This is a genomic window from Mesorhizobium sp. M1E.F.Ca.ET.063.01.1.1, from assembly GCF_003998155.1.
Classification (GTDB): Bacteria; Pseudomonadota; Alphaproteobacteria; order Rhizobiales; family Rhizobiaceae; genus Mesorhizobium.
In genome coordinates this window covers 1-5,648 of sequence record NZ_RZSC01000380.1, presented here as the reverse complement: position 1 = coordinate 5,648, position 5,648 = coordinate 1, and the positions used below count along the sequence as shown (strand labels likewise).

Sequence of the window (5,648 nt, the reverse complement as noted above, 5' to 3'; positions counted from 1 at the left end):
AGACCACGCCGCCGCCGGCGAAGCCGATCGTGACGCTGGCCTCCGCGACGCCCGGCGACAAGCCGGTGCAGCTCGCTTCCCTCGGCGACGACAGCGGCAGCCACATCACCGGCGCCGACGCCCTGCCCGGCGTGCGCCAGACGGCGCTGTTCGAGATCAAGCGCAAGTCCGGCATCGACGACGAGAGCGACGTCGACCTCAACGAGGACGAAGGCGGCGGCTCCTACCAGGTGGCGTCCGCCGCCGGTATGGCGAGGCTCGCGCCCAACGGTCTGTTGAAGCAGAACGAAAGCGTCGACGTTGCGTGCCTCAAGCCCTCGCTGGTGCGGGTGCTGAAGACGATCGAGGGCCATTTCGGCCGCAAGATGGTCGTCACCTCCGGCTATCGCGACCCGTCCCGCAACCGCCGCGCCAACGGCGCCAAGAACTCGCTGCACATGTACTGCGCCGCCGCCGACATCCAGGTGCCAGGCGTCTCCAGGTGGGAGCTGGCGAGCTATGTCCGCTCGATGCCCGGCCGCGGCGGTGTCGGCACCTATTGCCACACCGAATCGATCCACGTCGACGTCGGCCCCGAACGCGACTGGAACTGGCGCTGCCGCCGCCGCGGCGGCGGTGGCGACGGCTGAGCCTCCCCAACCTCGTCATCCTTGGCGTAGCGACGCAAGCGGTGCGGGGACCCAAGCATCCATGCCGTGGCCCATGGGCGCAAGGGCAGTGCAGAAGATCCGAAACGCTGGCGGGACAGTACCCCCCTCTGTCCTGCCGGACATCTCCCCCGCAAGGGGGGAGATTGGCAGTTTCGTCGGCGGTGCTCTTCCTCCAAAGTAGGCGATTGGCGAAAGCGGCGGTAACGTCCAATCTCCCCCCTTGCGGGGGAGATGTCCGGCAGAGACAGAGGGGGGTGTGAAGGAACGCGACGCCACAATAGCTGGCCAAAACCGCCCTTTTTCCCACCCTTGAAAAAAGTTGTCGCATGTGGCTGCAGATGGGTTGCCGGTTGCGAACAACGCAATTATAAGCCGCTTCGTCTGAGCGCGCCCATCGTCTAGCGGTTAGGACACCGCCCTTTCACGGCGGTAACAGGGGTTCGATTCCCCTTGGGCGTACCAGCTTTTTCAATAAGTTAGTTTCTGGTCGGCGTTTCAGTCCTGATGAGGGACCCGAAATGCAGTTTGTCATCTCGCCGATTCACCAAGCCGCGCCCAAAGGCGGACCCGTAAAGGTCAGACCGAAACGCGCTCCGATAGCGGCGATCTGATCCATGTCATCGGGGATGCGGCACTTGTGTGTCGCCATCTCCGCGAAGAAGCCCTCGAAGCCGCCGGGTGTCATGACGGTGAGCATTCTGGCGGGGCGATCGTCGAGCACCCGGAATGCGTGCTCGGTTCCGCGCGGAACGTGGACGACGCTGCCCGGACCGACAATACACGTTTGCCCGTTCATCCAGAACTCCACCTCGCCGGACTGGATGTAGAAGGTTTCGTCCTCTTCGTCGTGGATATGGCGCGGAGGACCATATCCCGGCTGGCTCAGGCTTTCGAATATTCCGAGCCGCGAGACCGTCTGCTCCGCGGTCAGGCAGATCCTATAGGTCGTGCCGAGCCATTGGACATTGTAAGGTACCGAAGCAGCGGCCATCGAAAACTCCCACGATCCGACGTCATTTCCGATGAAGGAGACTGCCAGAATCGATTTCATAATTGAAATCGATAGTCATTATAAAATATATTCGAGCGATGAATTTATCGAACTTCGATCTCAATCTTCTGCGGGTGCTCGACGCGCTTTTGCGCGAGCAATCGACCGTAAAGGCCGGAGAACGCATCGGACTGTCGCAACCAGCGGTCTCAGCCGGCCTGGGACGGCTTCGGCAGTCGCTGGGCGACCCGCTGTTCGTGCGCGAAGGGCAGCGCATCGTGCCGACGCAATACGCCCGCAACCTCGAACTTCCGCTTCGTCGCATCCTCGATGAACTGTCGGCGCTGCTTGCCGAGCCTGGCAGCTTCAATCCGGCCGACGCCGAGCAAAGTTTCAAGATCGCAGGTTCGGATTTTTTTGCCGAAATGCTGATGCCTCCGTTGGCCAATGCAATTTCCCAGCTTGCTCCAAGAATACAGGTCCAACTGGTGGACCTGGTGCCCAACGACTATGTCGGCACGCTCGAAAAGCATGGCATCGACCTTGCCCTTGTTCCCAAGACCGATTTCCCGGCCTGGATCGACTATCTTCCTGCCTTCCGGTCGACGTTCGTGACGATTGCCCGCGCCGGGCATCCAAGGCTCGAACGGGCGAAGGTGAAGCCGGGAGATGTCGTTCCGATCGACCTGTTCTGCGACCTCGGCCATGTCGTCTTCTCGCCCGAGGGCAAACTCAAGGCCATGGGCGATGCCGCGCTGGCCCGGATGGGGCGCGAACGGCGGGTGGCCATGACCCTGCCGGTGTTCGGCGGCGTCTGTAACGCGGTGGCGGGAAGCGATCTGGTCGCGCTCGTACCGGAACAACTCGCGCGCAAGGTGGCGTCCCGCTTGAGGCTGGAGATCTACATTCCGCCCATGCCGATCAATCCTGCCCTCGTCTGCATCGTCTGGCACAAACGCAATACAACCGATCCTACGCACCGCTGGCTGCGGGAAGTGGTGCTGAAGCTGCTCTCGCAACTGAATGCCAGTGAAACCGATAGCAGCGCCCATGAACCCCACGTGAGTGGAGAGCCGATGTCAGTGCCTGCTTGTGAGCTCAAGGGAAAGGGATAAGGCAGTCAAAAAACCGCCTTTGCCCGATAGTGCAAGAGTGGTTGAGGAAGCAGGCGCACATATCGACTAGCAGCCTCCGACCGCCTAAACCGTCCCAAACACCACTGTCTGCACCAACCCTCCCCCCGTGCGGTTCTCCAGCCGGATCGACCCGCCATACCGCTCGATGATCTCCTTCGCGATCGCCAAGCCCAATCCCGCGCCCGGGATGAACTGCGTGCGCGCCGGGTCTACCCGGAAGAACGGCTCGAACGCCTTGTTCAACAGGTCCGGCGGAATGCCGGGTCCGCGGTCGGCGATGGTCAGCACCGCACGGCCGCCCTGCCCGGACAGCGAAACGCTGCAGCTTTTGCCATGCGTGGCGGCGTTGACGATCAGGTTGCGCAGCGCGCGGCGCAGGCCGAGCGCGCCGGCCTTGACCGAGACATGATCGAGATGGTCGATCGTCACGGCGTGGCCGAGCGCCGTCATCTCGGTCTCGATGTCGCGGACCAGCCTGTCCAGTTCCACCGCCTCGACCGCGTCCTGGTTGACCTCCTCGCGCACCAGCCGGATGGCACTGTCGGCGATGCGGTCGAGTTCGTCGAGATCGCTCAGCCATTTCTCGCGGTCCTCGTCGAGGAATTCGGCCCTCAGCCGCATTCGGGTCATCGGCGTCCTGAGATCATGGCCGGCGGCCGCGACCAGGCGCATGCGGCTTTCCATCGCCGCCTGGAGCCGCGCGGAGAGCTGGTTGAGCGCATGCGCGGTGGCCCTGACTTCGGCCGACCCCTTTTCCGGAACCGTCGTCAGCACGCCGTCGGAACCGATCTTGCTGACAGCGGCCTCTAGCATTTCGAGCGGCCGCACCAGGACGCCGGTGAAATAGATCGACACCGGCGTGGCGCCGAGCACGATCAGCACCATCCAGCCCGCCAACCCGTCCCAGACGTCGCGCGGCGGGCCGAAATCGGGAACGTCGACGATCATCCAGCGATGGTCGGGCAGCGCGACCGAAGCGACCATGCCAGGTCTACCGGCATTGCGGCTGACGACCGCGGAGACGCCGACACCGTCATTCTGAAGAATCTCGTTCAGCACCCGTGTGTGCTTCCGGTCCTCAAAACCATTCGCCGGGCGGTCGCTCACGGTGACGGGCGCATCGCCGGCCTGTCGTACATGGCCCGGAACCAGCTGCACCATGTACTGGATCTGGTGGGCGAGCGGGCCCATGATCAGTTCGGGCGACGGCCCGCCGAGCACCTTGACCGCGACGAACGTGGCGAGGCCGACCACGCCCAGGATCGAAACGACAAGCAGGATGATCAGCCGGCGGCGCAGCGAAGTCATGCCTCAGTCTCCGCCGTTTCGACGCGGGCGGTCAGCTGATAGCCGCCATTGCGCACGGTCTTGAACAGCGGGTCCTCGCCGGCATCGGCAAATTTCCGCCGCAGCCGGCTCATCAGCACGTCGACGGAGCGATCGAGCGGATCGCGCTCGCGCCCCTGGGTCAGGTCGAGCAACTGGTCGCGCGACAGGAGTCGCCCCGGCCGGTCGAGGAAGACCTGCAGCAGGTCGAACTCGGCCCCGGTGAGGTCGATCGTCGAGCCGCCGGCATCGATCACCTTGCGCGTGTCGGGCTCCAGCCGGTAGCCGGCGAAATGGTAGACGCGAACCTTGGGCGGCGCGGCCTCTTCCGGCGCGGAGCGCCTCAGCACGGCGCGGATGCGCGCCGAGAGCTCGCGCGGATTGAACGGCTTGCCGAGATAGTCGTCGGCGCCGAGCTCCAGCCCGATGATGCGGTCGACATCCTCCTTCAGCGCGGTGAGCAGGATGACCGGAATATGCGGTTTGCGGTCACGCAAGCTCCGGCAGATGTCGAGCCCGGACCCGTCCGGCAGCATGACGTCGAGCACGATCAGGTCGAACTGGCCGGTGCCGAGCTTCTGCTCGCACTCGCGCCGGTCCGCCGCCACGGAGACCCTGAATCCCTGCCCGTCGAGATAGCGGCCGAGCAGCGTCCTGATCTCGCGATCGTCGTCGACGACGAGGATATGGGATTGTGCCTGCATGTCTGCCCGATTTGCCTTTTCGCCCCCGATAATAGGGAGTGGGGATTATAAGGAGTGCCGCCGCCGAGCGGCATGGAAAATTGCAACCGAATGTTTCTGTGGTGGCGCCGGAAACATTGGGAAACAAATCTCCTTTTTGCGGAAACCTTCGGCAACGCGCCGAAGCAAAGCGGCAAAAGACGCTTCCTATCCTCCTGCCATCGCAAGCATGAAGGAAAGGATTACGTCATGCGAAGCAGACTTTTGGCGCTCGGCCTGTTCTCGGTCGCGGCCATCCATCCCGTGCTGGCCGCCCAACCCGACCCTGGCGCACCGGGCGACCAACCGCCGGCAATCGGCCGGCAGGACGACGCGAATCCTGGCCCGATGCCCTGGCCCGGCCCGCATGGGCCGATGCGACACGGACCGCAGGGGCCGGAGGGCTTCCGCATGGGGCCGCCGCCGCCGGAAATGCTCGCCGCCCGGCTTTCGGCGCTCGAGACCCGCATCGGTATCCGCTCCGAACAGCTCGATGCCTGGCGCGACTACACCAGCGCGCTGCAGGCGGTGCTGGCGCCGCCGCGCTTCGACCACGGCTCCGGCGCTCCCGGCGGCCCTGAGGCAGGCGGACCGGCTGCTCCCGGCGCCCCCGACCAGGCGCAGCGCGATCCCTTCGCCTTCCAGGAGCGGCTAGCCGACGAGGTGACCAAACGCGCGGCCGCGGCCGCGAAGCTGAAGGACGCGATCGCCGCGCTGCGCGGCAAGCTGACGCCCGAACAGCTCGAAATCCTCGCTTCGGCGGATCGGCCGCACGGCCCGCCCCCCGGTCCATGGAGCGATCCGCCGGACGATGCAGCCGGCC

General features: G+C 64.7%; 6 protein-coding genes and 1 tRNA gene. 4 read left to right on the top strand and 3 right to left on the bottom strand.

Annotated features, from left to right (window positions below; translation table 11 throughout):
• On the top strand, window positions 1–629 hold a 629-nt coding region (locus EOA29_RS23145), incomplete at its 5' end, for a YcbK family protein (protein WP_127221607.1).
• A gap of 408 nt (window positions 630–1,037) precedes the next feature.
• A tRNA-Glu gene (locus EOA29_RS23140) sits at window positions 1,038–1,112 on the top strand.
• A gap of 79 nt (window positions 1,113–1,191) precedes the next feature.
• On the opposite strand, the gene EOA29_RS23135 is transcribed toward EOA29_RS23140, so the two are convergent.
• On the bottom strand, window positions 1,192–1,701 hold the full coding sequence (locus EOA29_RS23135; RefSeq protein ID WP_245468521.1) for a quercetin 2,3-dioxygenase: 510 nt from the start codon (window positions 1,699–1,701) through the stop codon (window positions 1,192–1,194).
• Between the two features lie 2 nt (window positions 1,702–1,703).
• Here EOA29_RS23135 and EOA29_RS23130 point away from each other — a divergent pair, with 2 nt between their 5' ends.
• Window positions 1,704–2,756 (top strand): LysR family transcriptional regulator, encoded by a 1,053-nt coding sequence (locus tag EOA29_RS23130; protein ID WP_245464651.1) that lies wholly within the window; start codon window positions 1,704–1,706, stop codon window positions 2,754–2,756.
• Between the two features lie 84 nt (window positions 2,757–2,840).
• On the opposite strand, the gene EOA29_RS23125 is transcribed toward EOA29_RS23130, so the two are convergent.
• Together EOA29_RS23125 and EOA29_RS23120 are read right to left on the bottom strand one after the other, a co-directional pair.
• Window positions 2,841–4,085, bottom strand: coding sequence for an ATP-binding protein (locus tag EOA29_RS23125; RefSeq protein WP_126093437.1), 1,245 nt, complete (start codon window positions 4,083–4,085; stop codon window positions 2,841–2,843).
• Window positions 4,082–4,807: a response regulator gene (locus EOA29_RS23120; RefSeq protein ID WP_126093436.1), complete on the bottom strand. Its 726-nt coding sequence runs from the start codon at window positions 4,805–4,807 to the stop codon at window positions 4,082–4,084. The genes EOA29_RS23125 and EOA29_RS23120 overlap by 4 nt, the downstream gene beginning before the upstream one ends.
• 228 nt (window positions 4,808–5,035) lie before the next feature.
• On the opposite strand from EOA29_RS23120, the gene EOA29_RS23115 reads away from it, so the two are divergent.
• Window positions 5,036–5,648: hypothetical protein (locus tag EOA29_RS23115; RefSeq protein WP_127221605.1), on the top strand; the 613-nt coding region annotated here is incomplete at its 3' end.